Raw genomic sequence first — 18,208 nt, 5'->3', positions numbered from 1 at the left:
TCAGCGCTAAAGGCTTATGACGTTACTGCACAATGAAATCATTTTTCCTTGTTTGTTATGACTCACCATTCTCTTTATAAACGTTGTGTTTTCTGTCATTAAAATAATAGGAAGCGGGGATAATATGAGTACATTAAATATTGACGATGGCATGACATTACCGCCATCCGATTCAACACCGGTTCGATCCGTCAGTGATGTCGCCAGGTTAATTAATTCCAGCACGCGTAAAAACAGTTATGCGCGCTGGATTGTTTTTCTGGCGCTGGGCGGCGTATTTCTCGACGCCTACGATCTGACCACACTGTCATACGGTATTGACGATGTGGTGAAAGAGTTCGGTCTGACGCCAGTCATTACCGGGCTGGTCACTTCATCGATCATGATCGGCACTATCGCCGGCAACCTGCTGGGCGGCTGGCTGACCGATAAATACGGTCGCTACACGGTGTTTATGGCCGATATGCTGTTCTTCGTGGTCTCTGCTATTGCCGCCGGGCTGGCACCCAACGTCTGGGTGTTGATCGGGGCACGGTTCCTGATGGGGATTGGCGTCGGCATCGATCTGCCGGTCGCCATGGCCTACCTGGCCGAATTCTCAAAATTTAGCGGGAAGGGTAACAAAGCCGCGCGGCTGGCGGCATGGTGTCCGATGTGGTACGCCGCGTCATCCGCCTGCTTCTTCATTATTTTTGCGCTCTACTTTCTGCTGCCTGCAGAACACGCTGACTGGTTGTGGCGCGCCTCGCTGCTGTTTGGCGCGGTTCCTGCGCTACTGATCATTGCGGTACGCAGCAAATTTATGAATGAATCGCCGCTGTGGGCCGCTAATCAGGGAGACCTGAAGGGGGCAGCACGCATTCTGCGCGATGCCTACGGCATTACCGCCCACGCGGCTGAACCGGACGGGCAGGCACCGGTAAAACCCACGCCCCCCAGGGTCAGTTTTCGCGTGCTGTTCCAGAAACCGTACCGCGAACGCACGCTGGTCACTGCCGTAATGAATATCTGTATCTCGTTTGAATACACCGCGATTGCGTTTTTCCTGCCGTCGATCCTCGCCCGGTTTCTTGGTGCGGGTGTATTTGAAACCCTGTCGGCGTCGCTGGGGTTGAATGCGCTGTTTGCCTTTACCGGCGGCCTGCTGGGGATGCGGCTGGCGTGGAAGTATCCGTCGCGTCACGTGGCCATTGCCGGTTTTGGCCTGCAGTTTATTGCCCTGATTTCGCTGGCGCTGGTGGGGCACCCGACGGCCGCCGCCGGCGTGGGGTTTGCCATTCTGATGCTCGGCCTGTGGCTGTTTGCCGAGGGCTTTGGCCCGGGGGCGCAGATGATGATCTATCCGGCACTCTCTTACCCGACCCATATTCGTGCCACCGGCGTCGGCTTTGGCCGCTCACTGTCCGGCGTTGGCAGTGCGCTGGCTTTGTTTATTCTGCCGATTTTACAGGCCGCCTTTGGCACCAATATGTTCTGGATTGTCTCGCTGGCCGCCATTATTCCGATTATTTTCCTGCTGGCGGTCCGCTTCGAGCCGACCCGGCAGGACATCGATGACCCCGCTGAAAATGGAGATGCCCATGTCTGAACTGCCCCCTGATTACCCGACCCTTGCCGCCCGTTTCCGCCCGGTATTTGACCGCATTGCCGCTGGCGCGGTGGCACGTGAAGTGAACCGTACTCTGCCACTGGAGCCTGTCCGCTGGCTGAAGGAAGCCGGGTTTGGCACGCTGCGGATCCCCCAGGCGCAGGGGGGCTTTGGCGCCACGCTACCGCAGCTTTTCCAGCTGCTGACGGAACTGGCCGAAGCCGACTCCAATCTGCCGCAGGCGCTGCGGGCCCATTTCGCCTTTGTCGAAGACCGGCTGAATCAGCCGGACGGCGAAGGGCGGCAACGCTGGTTTCGCCGCTTTGCCGACGGAGAGCTGGTGGGCAGTGGCTGGACGGAGATCGGCAACCTCAGACTGGGAGAGGTGGTGACCCGCGTGTCACCGACGGACAGCGGCTGGCAACTGTCCGGTGAGAAGTTTTACAGCACCGGCACCCTGTATGCGGACTGGATCGACGTTTACGCGCAGCGGGAAGACAATGGCCGTGATGTGATCGCGCTGGTCAGCACCCATCAGCAGGAGGTCGAGCGTGAGGATGACTGGGACGGCTTCGGCCAGCGGCTGACCGGCAGCGGAACAACCCGTTTCCGCCAGGCGCAAGTGGAGCAGGCCCACGTGTATGACTTCAGCGAACGTTTTCGTTATCAGACTGCGTTTTATCAGCATGTTTTACTGGCCACCCTGGCCGGGATTGGCCGGGCGGTGAAGCGTGATGCGGCCGCAGGCGTTGCCAGCCGCAGACGGATCTACAGCCACGGCAATGCCACGCAGGTGAAACACGACGTACAGGTTTTGCAGGTGGTCGGGCAGATCTCCAGCTGGGCGTATGCGGTGGAAGCCAGCGCACAGCAGGCCACTCACGCCCTTCAGTATGCTTACGAGGTGCATGACAGCGCTGATGAGGCGCTAATCCGCCAGGCCAACGTTCGGGCTGAACTGGCGTCAGCGCAGGCGCAGGTGATTGCCAGCGAGCTGATCCCACGGGCGGCCAGTGAGCTGTTTAACGCGCTGGGCGCGTCGGACACCCGCACCAGTAAGGCGCTGGATCGCCACTGGCGTAACGCGCGCACCGTGGCATCCCATAACCCGGTGATTTATAAAATGCGCAACGTCGGAGACTGGGAGGTTAACGGGACAGATCCGACGTTTATCTGGCAGATTGGCAACGGGGAGTAAGGCCCCCGGCAGTGGGCCACCAGGGTTACGCCAGCGGGCCACCCTGGATGGTTTCACTCATCCCGCTCAGGATCCGCTCTCCGGACTCCTGTTTCAGACCGGCATACCACTCGGCGGTCACGGCAGGATCTTTGGCATGGGTGACATCGCAGCGCTTACGCGCTTTCAGCACCAGGTCTTTGACCCGGTCTGCGCGTCTGTGCTGGTAGCGCAGCAGGGCATCCTCTATGCCCAGCGAGTGGCTCTGTAAGGTCATTGCCAGCACCACCGCATCCTCCATGGCCGCACAGCCACCCTGACCGATATCCGGGGTGGTACTGTGGGCCGCATCGCCCAGCAGCGCGATGCGGCCCTTCACCAGCCGGGTAAAGGGTTCGATATCGTGGATCTCCACGCGGTTAGTGGTGTCGGGGTTAAGCCGGGCAATCAGCTGCTGCACCGGCGCGGCCCAGCCGGAAAAGTAGCGGGTCAGGTCGTCACGCAGGGTGCGGCGATCTTCAGCTAACCCTTTCGGCAAAGGTACGTCAAAGAAGAAGTAAAACCGATTCCCGGCAATGGGCATCAGCGACACGCGCTTGCCTTCTCCGACAAAGGTCGTCCACTGATTGCCGGGCGCCAGGGATTCATCAATCTCGACCAGCCCGTTCCAGTTGACGTAACCGGCATAGCGGCGTTCGGCAACGTAGCCCAGAACTGACTGGCGGATCACCGAATGGGTGCCGTCGCAGGCGATCAGTAAATCGCCCTGAGCCTGGGTACCGTCGTCAAAAAAGGCCGTGACACCTTCAGCAGACTGCTCCACGTGACTCACGCGTTTGGCAAACTGCACCTGCTCACGCCCCCAGGTATCCAGCAGCATGCCCTGCAGTTCAGCACGTGCTACCGGGTAGGGGCGCTCACCTGCAGCCTGCACCAGCGGATCCAGACTGAACTGCGTCAGGGTTTCTGCGCTGTAAGCATCCTTATAGGCCATGGTGTGCATTGGCCCGCCAATCGCGCGCAACGCCTCTTTCATCCCCAGGTAATTCAGGCATTTGACACCGTTAGGCCAGATGGAGATCGCTGCACCGACCGGTTTGATCTCTTTAACGGCTTCGTACACTTCGCTGTCGATTCCGCAGCGTTTTAGTGCGATCGCGGTACACATCCCACCGATGCCGGCGCCAATAATGATTGCTTTCATCTGATTCTCCTTCGCCTCTTTCCCGGAAATAAAGCAATTTCCATACCACTCTCTGATGACGGGTATAAGGGCGTTGCAGACCGCGCAGCGGGCAGGGTGAAACGAAGGTTGCAGCAGGATGCAGCGCTGTAATGATGCAGTGCACCGGTTTTGTGCGTAACCGTTGCAACTTTTGTTCAGTTGTTGACGGTTACGCTGGTAATTTCTGTGATTTTTGCCAAAGTAACCTTCTGCCCCCTTCAGAGAGATGGATATGACCATTATTGCCTGCCTGCACGCCGCCCGGAGTAATATTGAGGTCTTCGAACAGGCACTGAACACGCTGGATTACGATGATGTGCAGCTGCTGCACCGCGTTGAGGCCGATCTGTTTGCGCAGACGCAGGATGAGCAGGGCGTCACGCCAGACATTATTGCCGCCACGCGCCGCGCCATTGAAGAGCTGTGTCAGCAGGCCGATGCGGTGATTGTCACCTGTACTACGCTGGGTGTGGCGGTCTGGGAGGCGGCGTTCAGCAAGCCGGTGCTGCGGGTGGATGCGACGCTGGCGAAAGTGGCCTCGCGCTATCACGGTACCATCCTGGTGTTATGTACCGCCCAGTCGACCCTGGCGGCTACCACCGACCTGTTTAGCGCCTTTATACCAGGCGACCGGCTTTATGTTGAGCTGGTTCCCCGCGCCTGGGCCTGGTTTAACGCGGGAGATATTGAGGGGTACCATCAACAGATCGCCGACTATATTCAGCAGCGCCCGGAGTGCGCGCTGGGTTGCATCGTGCTGGCGCAGGCCTCCATGAGCGGCGCGGAGAAACGTGTTAACAGCACGCTGGCGGTACTTACCGTCCCTCAGGTCAGTCTGCAGGCTGCGCTGGAGGCGGTACTGTAAAACGCGCCCCGGCCGGGCGGCAGTATAGGATTGCGACAAAGAGGGAAAAAACAGTAGAGTCGCTACGGAAAATGCTTATGCTGTTAACACAAGATGCTATGTCACTGATATCAGGAAGATGATAATGTTCGATCTGTCCCTCGCCATACTGCTATTCCTCGCCGCTCTGAGCTACTTCAGCCACAATATGACGGTCACTATTGCGCTGCTGGTGCTGGTGGCTATCCGCATGACGCCGCTACAACAGACGTTTCCCTGGATTGAGAAGCAGGGGGTAACCGTCGGCATTATTATCCTGACCATCGGGGTGATGGCTCCCATCGCCAGCGGAACGCTGCCCGCAACCACCCTGATGCACTCTTTCCTGAACTGGAAGTCATTGCTGGCTATTGCCGTCGGTATTTTCGTTTCCTGGGTTGGCGGACGCGGCGTGACACTGATGAGCAGTCAGCCTACGGTCGTGGGTGGCCTGTTGATTGGGACGATCATAGGGGTCTCTTTATTCCGTGGGGTGCCCGTCGGGCCGCTCATTGCTGCAGGCCTGGTGTCGCTGATGATCGGGAAATCCTGACCGGATATGTTATCCTGCCGCCATCATTCTTACAGACAGAGAAACGTGTGAGCACAAAACAGGATAAACGTAACAAACGCGCCAAACTTAAGCAGAAACAGGCGAATAAAACCCGCGCCCACGGCCGCCAGATGGATGCCATCGGCCGTCAGAACTATGAGGCGACGCCGGAGATGGTGGCACTGTTCACGACGCTGCCGGAGCTGGACGAAAGCGGTGATATGCCCTTTGTCGTGCCGGTTTACCACTGGTCGCTGGCGGAATATGGCTTTGATGGCAGCAATGACGAAGGGGATAAACTGCAGGTTGCCGCGCTGTGTGTGATGTACATTCACTGGAAAACCAGCGAGGGTGCCACGACCCTGGTGCAGAATGAGCTGATTGAAGCGGCGCTGCGCCTGGTGGAGGAGAACGAAGCCTTCATACAACGTTACCAGCAGGCTGAAGCCGAAGCGGGCATCACCAAAGCCTGAAAAAAAGGGCAGGCAACATCTGTTGCCTGCCAGTCATCCTGCCAACCCTACTTCAATGTATCCCGCGTGCGTCAAGCCGCCAGCGTATGCTTCAGCGATCCTCCCCGGCCACAACGTTAATTTCCTCCGTTATACCTGAGCGGAATCACGATCTTTCTCAGCAGACTCACTTATTTCTATCAATGATAATGATAGGTTAATATCATTGCTGATTGGTTGTTGCGCACAAAAAGGCGCTTTTAACGCTAACAATGCTGATGACAGTAAGGTAAAGGGAATTTAAATTCCATTTAATATGTGAATGAAACATTAATTCTTTGAAGGGGATCAAAGTTATGAAAGGGTTGCTGGCAGCAGGTGAGGGTTTTGATAGGTTCTATCAGAGGATGAAAGGAAGCAGATAAGTACGGGTAGCGGGGCAGATCGTTCCACCCCGCAGAGGCATCAGCCAGGATAAATACCGCGATCTTTACGCGCCATCAGAATGCGTTCACAGGCCACAATGTAGGCCGCGGTACGCAGACTGCAGGATTTCTCCCGCGATTTTTCCCACACATGTACCATCGCTTCCGTCATGATCTTATCCATGCGTTCGTTGATTTCACCCTCGCTCCAGAAGAAGCTGGCCATATCCTGAACCCACTCAAAGTAACTGACGGTGACGCCGCCGGCGTTACAGACCACGTCCGGCACCACGGTGATGCCGCGTGAGGCCAGCACATCGTCGGCTTCCGGGAAGGTTGGGCCATTCGCCCCTTCCAGCACCAGCCGGCAGTGCAGTTTTTCTGCACGCTGACGGGTGATCTGACCTTCCAGCGCCGCCGGGATCAGAATATCCATCTCCACGTCCCAGAAGGCCTCATCGTCGATCACTTCTGCACCGCTGAAGCCGGCAATCTTTTTGTTGGCCAGTTGCCATTCGCTCAGTGCGACCAGGTCAATACCGGCCGGATTAAACAGGGTGGCCGTATGATCCTGGATCACCACCACGCGCGCGCCCGCATCATTAAACAGGCGGGCGGCTTCACTGCCGACGTTACCAAAGCCCTGAACGGCGACTTTGGCACCTTCAATCTCAATGCCGCTGCGGCGCGCCACTTCACGGCCGGTAATAAACACCCCGCGCCCGGTGGCTTTTTCACGGCCCAGCGATCCGCCCAGGTGAATGGGTTTACCGGTGACCACGCCGGTGATCGTGGTGCCCTGGTTCATGGAATAGGTGTCCATCATCCACGCCATCACTTTAGAATTGGTGCCGACGTCCGGTGCCGGAATATCTTTCTGTGGGCCAATAATCAGGCCAATCTCACTGGTATAACGGCGAGTCAGACGTTCAAGCTCACCTTCTGACAGGCTGAACGGATCGACACGGATGCCGCCTTTCGCTCCACCGTAGGGCAGGTTAACGGCCGCACATTTGATGGTCATCCAGGCAGACAGGGCCATCACTTCGTTAAGATCGACGTTAGGGTGATAACGCACGCCGCCTTTGCCTGGCCCACGCGACAGGTTGTGCTGTACGCGGAAACCTTCAAAGTGGCGGATGCTGCCATCGTCCATCTGCAGGGGGATATCGACAATCAGGGCACGTTTAGGGTGACGCAGGGTATCCACCCAGCGCGACAGATCACCCAGATAGGGTGCGACACGATCGATCTGTTGTAAGTAAGTTGACCAGGCCGTTTTGCTGCCTTCAGAAACGTAAGAGAGCTTTTCCATAACAAACCTTTTTTGTTTAGCGCCTGTCCGTGTGGCGTATGACGTCGCGGGCGGGTGGCGCTTAGTTATAAATACTGTAATACCGTGGATGACTCAGTACATCTCACTAAGTCGCGGATAATTTAACATCAAAAAAAGGTTTCAAAGTTTTTAAAATATTGTGAAATGCTGGTGCGTGGAAGGATTTTGACAGCCTGATTGCATAGTTAGCAGCTGTCCCCGCAGCGACCTGCTATGGTGACAGTTGGCAGGCGGTAATTATGCAGATAAAATGCATATCAGAATTTTTCTTATATTTTTCAAAAATTTGAAAGAGATCAAACTTTGGCTTTTGGCGGGCGTTGAGCGACCCGCAGCCTGCAAACGTACGCTTAGTGAACCATGACAGGAGAAGTCACCATGTTAATGGATGTTGAAAGGCTCAGACGGGATTTTCCACTACTTAATGAGCTTTGCTCATTACAACCGGTTACCTGGTTTAACCCCGGAGCCACATCGCTAAAAGAGGCCTACCCTCATGTAGGCTTGACCCGTGAGGAAGTGGCGGATGCCAGTGCGCGGCTCCTGCGTTTTGCTCCCTGGCTGAAGGAAACCTTTCCGGAAACCCGGCCATGGCAGGGAATAATTGAGTCTGATCTCTGCGCGCTACCCCAGTTGCAACCTGTTCTGGATAAACGTTACGGGCACACCCTGGCGGGCAGGCTGTGGCTGAAGAAAGACAGCCATCTGCCCGTTTCGGGGTCGATTAAAGCCCGCGGGGGGATCTATGAGGTACTGGCCCATGCTGAAAAACTGGCTCTCGATGCCGGGTTGCTGACCACCGCTGGCGATTACCTCCGCCTGTCCGGCCCGGCGTGTCGCCAGCTTTTCAGCCAGCAGCGCATCGCCGTCGGCTCCACCGGTAATCTTGGGCTCTCAATCGGTATCATCAGCGCCAGTCTTGGGTTTGATGTCACGGTACATATGTCTGCCGACGCCAGAGCCTGGAAGAAACAGATGCTGCGTGACCGTGGCGTCAGGGTGGTGGAGTATCAGCAGGATTACGGTGTCGCGGTGGCAGAAGGACGTCGCCAGGCGGCCGCCGACCCACACTGTTTCTTTATTGATGATGAGAATTCGCGCAACCTGTTTCTGGGCTACGCAGTGGCCGGAGAGCGATTGAAACAGCAGTTTGCGGCACGGAAGATTACGGTCGATGCCGATCATCCGCTGTATGTTTATCTCCCCTGCGGGGTGGGCGGTGGCCCTGGCGGGGTCGCGTTCGGCCTCAAGCTGGCCTTTGGTGACCACGTACACTGCATTTTCGCTGAACCGACGCACTCTCCCTGCATGCTGCTGGGGGTCCACACCGGTCTGCATGACGGGATAGCCGTTCAGGATTTGGGTATTGATAACCTGACCGCCGCCGATGGTCTGGCGGTGGGGCGCGCTTCGGGTTTTGTGGGGCGTGCGATGCAGCGATTGATCAGTGCTTTTTATACGGTCAGTGATCAGGAGATGTATGCGCTGCTGGGGCTGATGCAGCAGCATGAATCACTGGCGCTGGAACCCTCTGCACTGGCCGGGATGAGCGGCCCCTGGCGTCTCAGCGCCCATCCACAGCGGCTGGCGGAGCAGGGGATGGGGATGTTGGCCGGGGCAACCCACCTGGTGTGGGCCACGGGCGGCGGCATGGTGCCGGAAAAGGAGAGGGCAGAGTATCTGATGCAGGCTGAAAAGGCGCTTAATCTCTGAGCAAATGCCGGCGATAACGCTAACGCAGTGTGATAAGCGCGTTTCCGGGCTTTGCCTGAACCGAGAGAAACGGTATTCTAGCGCCCTTATTTCATGAAAAATGACGACCCACAGCATGACGGGTCATTAGCGTTTCATATACTGAGGTCAATATGATTATTAAACCACGTATCCGTGGCTTCATCTGTGTTACTGCCCATCCAGAGGGCTGTAAAGCGAACGTAGCAAAACAGATCGAGTACGTCACCGCTCAGGGCGCGATCGCCTCCGGCCCGAAGAAAGTGCTGGTGATTGGTGCCTCTACAGGTTACGGCCTGGCGGCACGCATCTCTGCTGCGTTCGGCTGTGGCGCTGACACGCTGGGCGTGTTCTTTGAGCGCCCGGGTGAAGAAACCAAGCCGGCAACCGCAGGCTGGTACAACTCTGCGGCCTTTGAAGAATTTGCCACAGAAAAAGGCCTGTATGCGAAAAGCATCAACGGTGATGCCTATTCTGACGCCGTGAAGCAGAAAACCATTGAACTGATCAAAGAAGATTTGGGTCAGGTTGACCTGGTCGTCTACAGCCTGGCTGCGCCCCGCCGCATCCATCCAAAAACCGGTGAAATCTTTAACTCCACCCTGAAGCCCATCGGTAAGCCGCTGGTGACCCGCGGTCTGAACACCGATAAAGAAACCCTGACCGACGTTGCGCTTGAGCCTGCCAGCCAGGAAGAGATCGACGGTACGGTGGCGGTGATGGGCGGTGAAGACTGGCAGATGTGGATTGACGCCCTGCTGGAAGCTGGTGTGCTGGCTGACGGTGCTAAAACCACGGCCTTCACCTATCTGGGCGAAAAAATCACCCATGATATCTACTGGAATGGTTCTATCGGTGAAGCCAAGAAGGATCTGGACAAGCGTGTTCTGACGATTCGCGATACCCTGGCTGCTCACGGCAATGGCGACGCACGCGTTTCCGTGCTGAAAGCAGTGGTCACTCAGGCCAGCTCAGCTATCCCTGTCATGCCTTTATACCTGTCACTGCTGTTCAAGGTGATGAAAGAGAAAGGCACCCATGAAGGCTGCATTGAGCAGGTCTACGGCTTGTTTAAAGACAGTCTCTATAACGCTTCGCCGATCCTGGATGACACCGGACGTCTGCGTGCAGATTACAAAGAGCTGCAGCCGGAAGTGCAGGATGAAGTGGCCCGTCTGTGGCAGAGCGTGACCGATGAAACACTGAACGATGTCTCTGATTTTGCCGGTTACAAAGCCGAGTTTATGCATCTGTTCGGCTTCGGCCTGGACGGCGTGGATTATGCCGCGGATGTAAATCCTGATGTGAAAATCAAAAATCTGGTACAGATGTAATTCTGTCACGGAGAATAAAAGGGCAGCCCTGGGCTGCCCTTTTTTATGGCAATTTAGAGAGAATATAATAGACTCAGTATTCACCGTGAGGATGGTTGGCTATTTAAGGCAAATTTTATTATGATCTGGAGTGGCGTCGGTTTTTTTATTGCTGTGTTTATTTCCATTGCCTACGTCATCTGTCAATGGCTGTTTGATGCTTTATGGTCGGTCGGTTATTATTCAGCCCACTCCTGGACGACAGGCGTGACCTTCATTTTGTCTGCGCTACTGTCATCCATTTTTGTGTATCTCCTTAAAAAAGAATCGGTTTTGCTGCTCATCGCCAGGATGACGGACAGTCGTCCGATGTATCAGGCAGAGATAACGCACAAATTCTTTTTTGTTCCTGTACGTTACTGGCCGTTAATTTTATTTTTAATTGGCGCAGGATTATGCCTTCGGGAAATGCTGGGCAAATAGCCTGACTCTTTCGAGAGTAATCTGATGGTTTCACTGTCGGTAATATCAATACAATAAAACTTAATTTGAAGATGGAAGGTCGATTAAATGAAATTTACTAAATCAATGACTCTGGCTGGTTCACTCTGTATGGCTGTTGCTTTAAGCAGTGCTGCAAATATTGCTGTGGCGGCAGAAGCGAAAACGACCACTGCAGATGCGGCCGCATCGCAGAAAGTCTCACTGTTGGGCGACCATCTTGCTTTCAATCTGCAAGGCTATGAAGTACAGCCTGTTCCAGGCGGCGGCCCGGGCAAAATGTACGTCAATAAGGCGCAGAAACGCGTTGTGTTGATCGGTGAAGATGACATTCCGGTGGCCGGTCGCGGCGCAACAGATGCCGATTTCATTAATGGCATGAAATCCATCAAAGACAAGCAGAAGCAGGCTTCGCCAGACTATAAGGTCCTCAGCGAAAAGACAGAAAACGTTAAAGGCCTGGAAGTCTATCATATCGAAGCTACCGATAAGATGGATGGCAATAACGTCCAGCAGGCCACCCTGCTGTCTGCGGCAGATAACAAGTTCACCGTGATTCAGGTGATCTCGAATGCCAAAGACAAAACCGGCCACGCTGCCGCCGTGAACAATATCCTCGCTAAATAAGCCGCGATACTGTCAATAACGGTGACAAGGGGCGGCCCTGACGGGGCCGTCCCTTCTGCTATAATCCCGCCGGGAAATCTGCCGGTAACTCACTGGCTGCACAGTTAATCACCTCCTCGTTATTCTCTCCACAGTCGCGGATCAGCGTTAACGTGGCAAACTCATCAATCACTTCAACCGGCCAGACTGGCCCTGCATCGCGATAGGCCTCCATCTGCGCAATATGATCGTTCTGGAAGCAGACGGTCTGCTGCGGGTTATTCATCACCCAGCGCGGGAAGAAGATAGTGCCATGGAAAATTTTATCGCTCAGATTCACCACCAGACTCACGCTGGTTCCGGTCGGTTCATGCCATGAGATTTTATAAACCCCGGCGGCAATGCGGACGATAAAGGCCTGCTGATCTTTCACCCAGCGATTTCCCACCATGCCGCTGTGAATGCGGTAGTCCACCGTATGGGCATTTTTCACATAAATTTCGTAATCCCAGCCATTGTCATAGGTATAAACCAGATGTTTGCCCACGAACTGACTCAGGTCATGCTGATTAAAACGGGTCATGATGTTTCTCCTTAATATTGTCAGCCCCTACTGTAGCTCTGGATTTTTTCGATTAATAACGGTAATTTTGCGACATATTAATTTAAAAATTCGATGAATGATGTCTATGTTAAGTAAAACCAGCCTTGAACAGTGGCAGCTGTTGCAGGAAGTAATCGCCTGCGGCAGCTTTGCGCGCGCCGCCGAAAGGGTGAATCGGAGCCAGTCGGCGATCAGTTATCAGCTGGGACTGATGCAGGAGCGGCTGGGTATTGCTCTGCTGATGCCGCAGGGGCGTCGGGCCGTCCTCACGCCCGAAGGTCAAATCCTGCTGGCTCAGGCGCGGCCCTTGCTCGACGGTTTTGCTCAGTTGGAGAATCGCGCCGCCTCGCTAAAGGCGGGAAGCCGGGCGCGAATTGACCTTGTGGTTGACAGTATCTTTCCCCGGGGAGTGCTGTTTGGAGTCCTGCGTCAGTTTCAGCAACGCCACCCGGCAACCCAGGTACACCTGACGGAGGTCTTGCGCGGAGAGAGTGCACAGCAGTTGCAGCAGCGGCAGGCGGATATACTGATCCTGACGCGTGAAAGCTGTGGCCAGCGTCCGGCAGAAAACCTGCTGGATATTGACTTTGTTGCTGTTGCCCAGCGCGAGCACCCGCTGCTGGCGCTGGCTGCTCCGCTGGCCCACAGCACGCTTGCCCGTTTTCCGCTGGTAGAAATTCTTGACCGCCACCGGCAGCAGGATGGCCCGCAGGCTGTTGCAGAAAACTGGACGTTTACCAGCATTGAGGCCGCTGTCGAGGCGGTGCTGCATCAGGTCGGGTATGGCTGGCTGCCGGCGTCACAGATCGCGCCGTGGCTCGAAAGCGGTGAGTTGCAGCCACTGCCACTGAGCAGCGGCCAGCGTCGCACCAGCTCACTTTGTCTGCTGGTTGACCCTCGCGTTCAGGCTGAGGAGGGCGAGATTGTTACGCTACTGACCCTGTTCCGCGCCCTGAACGCGGCGCAGAGTGCGGCTGGGGGGCCTGATGGCGGGGATTTCCTCAGCTGAAGTCAACGAGCAGCAGCCCGGAGAGCACGGCGCTGGCCAGTGCACCCGTCAGCAGCGCGTCCATCCCGCCGAAAGAGGTTAACAGGGTGGCCCCGAGCGACGGGCCCAGCGCCATACCGCCGCCAATCACCAGATTGATGTTATTCATCAGCTTTCCATCGTTATCCAGCGCGGCAACGTGTGCCATCGTGAACGGTGCCAGAAAGGTCCAGGTAAACTTAAAGATGATGGCGGCAAGCACGAAGCGGATCGCCATGGGATGCCGGACCAGCAGCATAATCGCCAGCACCAGCAGGACATAGCCGACCCACAACAACGTGCCGGGGCGGAAACGGGCAGCCATCATCGCCGCCCCGACAGCACCAATAATGCCCACCACCGTCGCGACCGCCAGGATGTCCCCGCTCTGCAGCGCTGACAGGCTGGCGCGGACGGCAATCTCGCCGATAAACGTCCACACGGCACTCAGACTGACGTAAAACAGCAGCACGGCGAGGATCGCGCACAGTTTACGCCCCCTTGAGGGTGCCATTTGTGCTGCGGCGCTGACCGGCGGGGGGTGAAACCCGGCGGGCAGATAGCGCAGCAGCGGCAGACTGCACAGCATCAGGAATGCCAGCAGCAGGTAGACCACCGCCAGACCAAAATGGCTAAACAGTGGCGGCAGGGCAAGCAGGCCGACGGTGCCCAGCAGCAACTGGCCCAGCACCCAGTAAGCATAAATCCGACCGGTGTTGGCCGCGGCGGCGGCACAGGTGATGCTCAGGATCATCAGGGTGCCACCGGCCAGAGAGGCAATAAAGCGGCAGATCATCAGCAGGTCGGTGCGGAGGGTCAGCGCCGACAACAGATTACCCAGAATAAACACCACGCCAGCGAGGAGGGCAATTTTCCGCCAGTTGATTCTTCCGCTCCACCACCAGGCAGGGAGCGTGGCCGCACTCATGCCGCCCAGTTCACAGGAAAACAGGTGGCCGATTTGGAGTGTCGAAAGCTGCCACTGACTGTGTAACTGCGTGGCGACCGCAGGCGCCATCATTAATACACCCGGCGAAACGGCGGCCAGTATCACCACCGCTGCAAATAAGCCGGGCGGGAAGGCAACGTCTGGGGCGGGAAGGGGGGCTGACGCCGAATTCGCAGGCATAGTATACTCCTGAAATAGCCGGTTTATTGTTCAATGGCGGAATGAACACCGGATAATAGGGCAATGCCATCAGCGGCAAGGGTAACTTTGTGGCATTAATAAAAACAGTGCGCGGGGTCGTTCTGAGCCAGCACCGGCTTGCGGAAAGACAGCCCATGATGGTGTCGCGCAGGATGGATGAATAAAAGTTAACCCTGCACGACAACGCCTGTGGATAGTTCGCAGCAGGCGGATGCCGCGGATCATTCAGGGGGGCTGATGCGATCCCCGGACTGCCTGTTCCGGCCCGGGGGACATATTTTCCCGCGTATATAACATCAACTCGACTTTCCCGTCCTGATATTCTGTGGGCATCATCTCCCGTTCCAGCCGGTTTAACATCAGCGTCATCGCCCGGCGGGCATGTTCACGCGTATTTTGATCCAGCGTCAGCACCACAGCATGATCCGCCAGCAGTGTGCGGGTGGTGGGATAAAGCTCATGGGTAATAAAGCGGGACGTGTTCAGCAGACGGTGCCGGGCGAGCACCTCAGCGATTTCACGGTTACCCAGCCCGGTGTTGTAAATACCCTGAATCGTCTGGTGATGATAAAGCTGCTCTTCCAGCAGACGACTGACCTGGTGGCGGTCATCCCGGGCAGCCAGCACCTTGTGGACCCGCAGATGGGGAAACCTGTCGGCAATCACCGCGCTGAATCCCTCGACCCGCTGCCGGTGTGCCAGATAATCGAAGCGTCCGCTGATAATAATGATCTCACCGGGCGCATTAAGCATATTGCCCATCAGTAACCCCGCCGTGCGTCCCGCCTGAGTCTGGTTGATCCCGACGTGGCACAGCCGCGCCGCGCCCGGAAGGTCAGTCACCAGGGTGATCACCGGCACCTGCCGTTCCTGGCACTGCTGCAGCGCGGAAAAAATCGCCGGATGTTCATGAGCAAACACAATAATGCCATCGCGGCTGTCCGCCGCCCGGACAATATGTGCCGCCAGCATTTCCGGCTCGGCTTCAGGGATCAGGGTGCGGTGCAGGGTGACATGACCATAGCCCAGCTGCCCGGCGAGCCGGCTGAAATCCTGAGAAAGCTGACTGAAGAAAAAGGCATCGCTGCTACTGAGCAGCAGTTCAATCTGCCAGGGCTGGCGATGCGCATCAGGCAGCTCGCGCTTCAGGCCTGCCTCTTTTGCTGCCTGCAGCACCCGGCGTGTGGTGGCCGGAGACACGCCGCCCCGTTCATTAATAACCCGGTCAACGGTGGCAATGCCGACGCCCGCCTGCTTTGCCACCGCTTCCAGCGTGATCTTCTTCACCCTTCACTCCGTATGATGGCTTCCCATCAAAATGTCGTTTCAGCAAGTATATTCGTTAACGTTATCCTGGCAACGAAACGTTAACATTTAACCAAAACAGGCGTCGCAACCATGGCACAGAAACGTAGGTTTGCCCTGCTGGGCACAGGATTTATCGGTCAGGTTCATGCAAAAAATCTCGCTGCCCACCCGGATGTTGAACTGGTGATGGTGGCTGACCAGGACAGCGCCCGCGCCGGTGAGGTTGCTGCGCGTTACGGCGCGCGGGTGGGTACCGTGCTGGATGCCATCAACAGTGATGCCATCGACAGCGTGCTGATTGCCACCTCGACACCGTCCCATGCGGCGTTCCTGACCGCCGCCGCTGCCGCCGGTAAGGCGGTATATTGTGAAAAACCGATTGACCTGTCACTGGATAAAGCGCGGCGGGTGGTGGATGACGTCTCCCGCTATCCGGTGCCGGTCACCGTCGGGTTTAATCGGCGGTTTGATCCCAGCCATAATCAGTTAAAGCAGTATCTGCAGCAGGGCCTGCTGGGTAAAGCCGAGCTGATCCAGATGGTCTGCCGCGCCTCTGAGCTGCCGCCGCTGAGTTACCTGCAAACTTCCGGAGGGCAGATGCGTGATCAGGCCATCCATTTTTTCGATTTGCTGCGCTGGCTGACCGGAGACGAGGTCGACACCATCGGTGCACTGGGGTCGGCGCTGGCGATGCCTGAGATCAGCGCATTTGGCGATGTGGACACCTCAGTGCTGATCATGAAGATGGCCAGCGGGGCACTGGCACAGCTGGATAACACCCGCCGTACCGGTTATGGCTATGAAGAACGCATTACCCTGCTGGGGTCAAAAGGCATGTCGGAATCCGGCGCACAAAGCCCGCAGGGAGCCACGCTCTATACCACCGAGGGGATTACCCGTCCGGCCCTGTACGCTGACTGGTTTAGCCGGGTGAAAGAAACCTATTATCTGCATCTGGATGCCTTTGTGCGCTCACTGAACGGCGAGGCAGTATCGGTTCCCGGCCTGCAGGACGGACTGCAGGCGCAGGCGATAGCTGAAGCCGCGGTGAAGTCGCTGGAAACAGGCAGTTTCTGTCAGGTGCAGGCGATATAACATCAGCAGGGGGCCCGTGCAGGCCCCCTGAAAGTGTCCTGCCCTTTGTCGTGGTACAGCCGTCGGGCTGGGGGAGAAAGGTTATTTTTCCTCGTTAAACACCTGGCCTATCTGACGACGTACTTCATCCATGGCCGTTAACGTGCTCAGCGATGCCGACAGCGGACGCACCGATGATTCGGTTTTGCCCTGGCCGACGCACCAGGCAAAATGCACCGCCTCATGAAACAGCTGATCGTAACGGTTACGCGGCTCGTCGAAGTGCAGCACTTTTCCTCCCTGGCTGGCGGTCAGCGTAAACGGCCCGGGGGCATAGAAAGATCCGGCAATATTCAGCGAGGCATCGCGCCCGGCAATCACCGCACCACCCGGTGTATTGCTGAACAGCGTGGTATTCAGCACCGAATGCATTCCGTTAGCGTGCGTCAGCAGCATTGAAGCCTGTCCGTTCACCCCGCCAGGCACTGGCTGTCCGGTGGCATAAATGGCGGCAGGCGCACCCGCCACCTTCACGCTGAAGCTAATCAGATAGCTGCCCAGATCCAGCATCGGGCCACCGGCGAGATCGGCGTTAAAAATACGGTGATCGGGGGTGAAATACTCCCCGTGATCGGCCAGCAGGGTATGCAAATCGCCGAGCGCACCGTCTTCCAGCAGCTGGCTGATGACGTCATATTTCGGCAGAAAGTCACACCACATCGCTTCCATACACAGCAGGCCTTTCTGCTGTGCCAGGGCGGCCAGCGCCCGGCCTTCGGTGGCGTTAAGCGCCAGCGGTTTTTCAATCAGCACGTGTTTACCGGCCTGTAACGCCTGCAGTCCGTCCGGGTAGTGATGGTTGTGTGGCGTGGCGATATACACCGCATCAATGTCCGGCCGGGCCAGCAGCTCTGCGGCACTGCCAAAAGCCTGTGGGATAGCCATCCTGCGGGCGAAGGCGTCAGCCCGTTCCTGTGAGCGAGAGGCGACCGCCACCAGCTGCTGTGCGGTGCCTGTTTTCAGGGCTCTGGCAAACCGTTCGGCGATCCATCCCGGGCCGATAATTCCCCAGCGCAGGACAGGCACGGTTTTGGCATCAAGGGTACGGGGTTGGGGTAACTGCGAAGGAAACATGAACGCTCCTGACATAAGGGGTAGGGTGATGATTTCACTATAGTCAGCAGCAGGAACAGGCGGAACGGCTTTGATGATGGGTTCCCATCAATCGGCAGGAGGCGGGCGGGCGAACCTGCGG

The 18,208-nt window shown here is 56.8% G+C and carries 17 protein-coding genes; 11 read left to right on the top strand and 6 right to left on the bottom strand.

Annotated features, from left to right (window positions below):
* The first annotated feature begins 124 nt into the window (after positions 1 to 124).
* Positions 125 to 1,588, top strand: a complete 1,464-nt coding sequence (locus EPE01S_RS04150) for an MFS transporter (protein WP_062743330.1) — start codon at positions 125 to 127, stop codon at positions 1,586 to 1,588.
* On the top strand, positions 1,581 to 2,786 hold the full coding sequence (locus EPE01S_RS04145; protein WP_062743430.1) for an acyl-CoA dehydrogenase family protein: 1,206 nt from the start codon (positions 1,581 to 1,583) through the stop codon (positions 2,784 to 2,786). Before EPE01S_RS04150 ends, EPE01S_RS04145 begins: the two co-directional genes overlap by 8 nt.
* A 25-nt stretch (positions 2,787 to 2,811) precedes the next feature.
* Here the strand turns inward: EPE01S_RS04145 and hpxO are convergent, their stop codons facing one another.
* Complete coding sequence (hpxO, locus tag EPE01S_RS04140; RefSeq protein WP_062743329.1) at positions 2,812 to 3,969, bottom strand: FAD-dependent urate hydroxylase HpxO; 1,158 nt, start codon at positions 3,967 to 3,969, stop codon at positions 2,812 to 2,814.
* A gap of 253 nt (positions 3,970 to 4,222) precedes the next feature.
* On the opposite strand from hpxO, the gene EPE01S_RS04135 reads away from it, so the two are divergent.
* The 3 genes from EPE01S_RS04135 (at position 4,223) to EPE01S_RS04125 (ending at position 5,899) form a co-directional block, all read left to right on the top strand.
* A complete protein-coding gene (locus EPE01S_RS04135; RefSeq protein ID WP_062743328.1) occupies positions 4,223 to 4,855 on the top strand; it encodes an aspartate/glutamate racemase family protein in 633 nt (210 codons plus the stop codon).
* A gap of 124 nt (positions 4,856 to 4,979) precedes the next feature.
* On the top strand, positions 4,980 to 5,426 hold the full coding sequence (locus EPE01S_RS04130; protein WP_062743327.1) for a DUF441 domain-containing protein: 447 nt from the start codon (positions 4,980 to 4,982) through the stop codon (positions 5,424 to 5,426).
* A gap of 47 nt (positions 5,427 to 5,473) precedes the next feature.
* Positions 5,474 to 5,899, top strand: coding sequence for a hypothetical protein (locus EPE01S_RS04125; protein ID WP_062743326.1), 426 nt, complete (start codon positions 5,474 to 5,476; stop codon positions 5,897 to 5,899).
* Between the two features lie 444 nt (positions 5,900 to 6,343).
* Here EPE01S_RS04125 and EPE01S_RS04120 read toward each other — a convergent pair whose 3' ends face one another.
* A complete protein-coding gene (locus EPE01S_RS04120) occupies positions 6,344 to 7,618 on the bottom strand; it encodes a Glu/Leu/Phe/Val family dehydrogenase (RefSeq protein WP_062743325.1) in 1,275 nt (424 codons plus the stop codon).
* 399 nt (positions 7,619 to 8,017) lie between these two features.
* On the opposite strand from EPE01S_RS04120, the gene dsdA reads away from it, so the two are divergent.
* From dsdA to EPE01S_RS04100, 4 genes are all read left to right on the top strand, one after another.
* Positions 8,018 to 9,352, top strand: coding sequence for a D-serine ammonia-lyase (gene dsdA, locus EPE01S_RS04115; RefSeq protein WP_373279661.1), 1,335 nt, complete (start codon positions 8,018 to 8,020; stop codon positions 9,350 to 9,352).
* A gap of 152 nt (positions 9,353 to 9,504) precedes the next feature.
* Positions 9,505 to 10,704: an enoyl-ACP reductase FabV gene (fabV, locus tag EPE01S_RS04110; RefSeq protein ID WP_062743324.1), complete on the top strand. Its 1,200-nt coding sequence runs from the start codon at positions 9,505 to 9,507 to the stop codon at positions 10,702 to 10,704.
* 120 nt (positions 10,705 to 10,824) lie between these two features.
* Entirely contained in the window at positions 10,825 to 11,166 is a 342-nt protein-coding gene (locus EPE01S_RS04105; protein WP_062743323.1) for a hypothetical protein, read from the top strand.
* An 87-nt stretch (positions 11,167 to 11,253) separates the two neighbouring features.
* On the top strand, positions 11,254 to 11,811 hold the full coding sequence (locus tag EPE01S_RS04100; RefSeq protein WP_062743322.1) for a DcrB/PsbP domain-containing protein: 558 nt from the start codon (positions 11,254 to 11,256) through the stop codon (positions 11,809 to 11,811).
* Between the two features lie 58 nt (positions 11,812 to 11,869).
* Here the strand turns inward: EPE01S_RS04100 and EPE01S_RS04095 are convergent, their stop codons facing one another.
* A complete protein-coding gene (locus EPE01S_RS04095; RefSeq protein ID WP_062743321.1) occupies positions 11,870 to 12,373 on the bottom strand; it encodes a phenolic acid decarboxylase in 504 nt (167 codons plus the stop codon).
* 106 nt (positions 12,374 to 12,479) lie between these two features.
* On the opposite strand from EPE01S_RS04095, the gene EPE01S_RS04090 reads away from it, so the two are divergent.
* Positions 12,480 to 13,403, top strand: coding sequence for a LysR family transcriptional regulator (locus tag EPE01S_RS04090; protein WP_062743320.1), 924 nt, complete (start codon positions 12,480 to 12,482; stop codon positions 13,401 to 13,403).
* Here EPE01S_RS04090 and EPE01S_RS04085 read toward each other — a convergent pair.
* Together EPE01S_RS04085 and EPE01S_RS04080 are read right to left on the bottom strand one after the other, a co-directional pair.
* Positions 13,396 to 14,550, bottom strand: a complete 1,155-nt coding sequence (locus EPE01S_RS04085) for an MFS transporter (protein WP_062743319.1) — start codon at positions 14,548 to 14,550, stop codon at positions 13,396 to 13,398. The genes EPE01S_RS04090 and EPE01S_RS04085 overlap by 8 nt on opposite strands.
* 246 nt (positions 14,551 to 14,796) lie before the next feature.
* On the bottom strand, positions 14,797 to 15,858 hold the full coding sequence (locus EPE01S_RS04080; protein WP_062743318.1) for a LacI family DNA-binding transcriptional regulator: 1,062 nt from the start codon (positions 15,856 to 15,858) through the stop codon (positions 14,797 to 14,799).
* Between the two features lie 111 nt (positions 15,859 to 15,969).
* Between EPE01S_RS04080 and EPE01S_RS04075 the strand changes: the two genes are divergently transcribed.
* A complete protein-coding gene (locus EPE01S_RS04075; protein ID WP_062743317.1) occupies positions 15,970 to 16,974 on the top strand; it encodes a Gfo/Idh/MocA family oxidoreductase in 1,005 nt (334 codons plus the stop codon).
* A gap of 81 nt (positions 16,975 to 17,055) precedes the next feature.
* Here EPE01S_RS04075 and EPE01S_RS04070 read toward each other — a convergent pair whose 3' ends face one another.
* The gene (locus tag EPE01S_RS04070; RefSeq protein WP_062743316.1) at positions 17,056 to 18,087 is read right to left on the bottom strand and encodes a Gfo/Idh/MocA family protein; all 1,032 of its coding nucleotides are present in this window, start codon (positions 18,085 to 18,087) and stop codon (positions 17,056 to 17,058) included.
* Between the last annotated feature and the right edge of the window lie 121 nt (positions 18,088 to 18,208).

Source organism: Erwinia persicina NBRC 102418, from assembly GCF_001571305.1.
GTDB classification, from domain to species: Bacteria; Pseudomonadota; Gammaproteobacteria; order Enterobacterales; family Enterobacteriaceae; genus Erwinia; species Erwinia persicina.
Note: the sequence above shows the minus strand (reverse complement) of the source record. Positions and strands in the feature narration are given on the sequence as shown.